General features: G+C 32.5%; 2 protein-coding genes. One reads left to right on the top strand and one right to left on the bottom strand.

Annotation, left to right across the window (positions count from 1 at the left end):
- Window positions 1-162 precede the first annotated feature (162 nt).
- The gene (locus tag NBH15_RS29115) at window positions 163-684 is read right to left on the bottom strand and encodes a hypothetical protein (protein WP_250824214.1); all 522 of its coding nucleotides are present in this window, start codon (window positions 682-684) and stop codon (window positions 163-165) included.
- A gap of 335 nt (window positions 685-1,019) precedes the next feature.
- Here NBH15_RS29115 and NBH15_RS29120 point away from each other — a divergent pair, with 335 nt between their 5' ends.
- Window positions 1,020-1,298, top strand: a complete 279-nt coding sequence (locus tag NBH15_RS29120; RefSeq protein WP_250824215.1) for a transposase — start codon at window positions 1,020-1,022, stop codon at window positions 1,296-1,298.
- Window positions 1,299-1,389 lie beyond the last annotated feature (91 nt).

Here is a 1,389-nt window from a genome sequence, read left to right on the forward strand (position 1 = left end):
TCTAAAGTAAGAGCTACCAAAGGGCTGTTGGTACACTCCTTTGGAAAATTGGCAATTGCTCTACTTTCTTATGTTAATTTTTAATCTTTGAATCAGGTCGCCAACTCCTGATTCGCATTAATAATAAGCTTGTTGTTTTCATTTTATTCGTATTTGGTATTTCTATTCTACTATCAAAGGCAACATTTTTTCTTCTACAGGCAAATAATCATAATCCGAATAAACATCATTAGGAAAATCAAATACTATTATTTTACAGGAATCAATCAATGCCGTAAACGAACAATCTAAAAAAGCATCATATAACTTTAACAAATTTCCATCTTTTATCCATTTTCCTTTAGAAACTATTTGAGAGTACTCATTTAATTTATAATGAATCTGATAAAGATAATCAGAATCTAAAGATAAAGTTATCGACTTATTCTCGTATACGCCCAACCGAAGAGGGAACGAGGATGATATTTTCTGCTTTCTTTTGTGCAAATCCCTTTCTCTTTTTCTTATATATATCGATTCAATATCTACCATAGATTCCAAATCATTATCTATTATATCTCCTTGATACCAAAAGCGTTCATTCTGCATAAAAGAAAAACCTTTCCTTATGACCAAGTTAGACAGATCTCCGCTTGCTTCCAATACAATTTCTGCATTACAGGGTATATCCTTCAAATAATACATATTATCCTTTTTATGAACTCGTCCATATGACACAAAGGAACTCGAAGAAAGTTCACTAGTACCTTCAGTCTACAAAATAAAATATTTATCTTTTTGTAAGTACAACTCACAATAAACCTCTGAAAAGTCTCTAGCATTCAACAGCCTACGCTTTCCCATCTCATAATACTGAGCATATACTATCTCCGTACATATAAAAAAAACAGTAATTAATATATATTTAATTTTCACCATGTATATTTAAGAGCCTGTTTAAATTTTGTAGTTTGAAGTAAAAAGAGTGTTTCTTCTTTCCGTCAAAATGATTATTTTTAGTTACCAAACTTCAAATAGTTATGTATTGTACGGATTTAGAAGAAACACAGTGGCAAGTTATCAAGAAAATCTTGAACCTGCAAGAAAGGAAACGAAAATATGATTTGCGTGAAATATGGAATGCTATCTTCTACCTGGTCAAAACAGGGTGTCAGTGGCGGATGCTTCCTTCTAATTTTGCTCCTTGGGAGCTGGTTTACTATTATTATCGCAAATGGTGTTCTCTGGGTGAATTTGATTTGTTATTGAACAACTTACGTGAAAAAGTGGAGAGACCGGAGTATACTGGGACAGTATGAAGGTCTTAAATCTGAGTCGAAACAGGCATTTTTGTACTGAGAGTCATAATTGATTATCAGTGATTTGCAGATTCGATATTGGGTATCTGCT

Origin of the sequence: Parabacteroides caeci, assembly GCF_023656795.1 — a bacterium.
Classification (GTDB): Bacteria; Bacteroidota; Bacteroidia; order Bacteroidales; family Tannerellaceae; genus Parabacteroides; species Parabacteroides segnis.

What these genes read in the sequence shown, in the direction of transcription:
- NBH15_RS29115 (WP_250824214.1), bottom strand. Translation starts at nt 684, where the DNA reads ATGTATTATTTGAAGGATATACCCTGTAATGCAGAAATTGTATTGGAA.
- NBH15_RS29120 (WP_250824215.1), top strand. Translation starts at nt 1,020, where the DNA reads ATGTATTGTACGGATTTAGAAGAAACACAGTGGCAAGTTATCAAGAAA.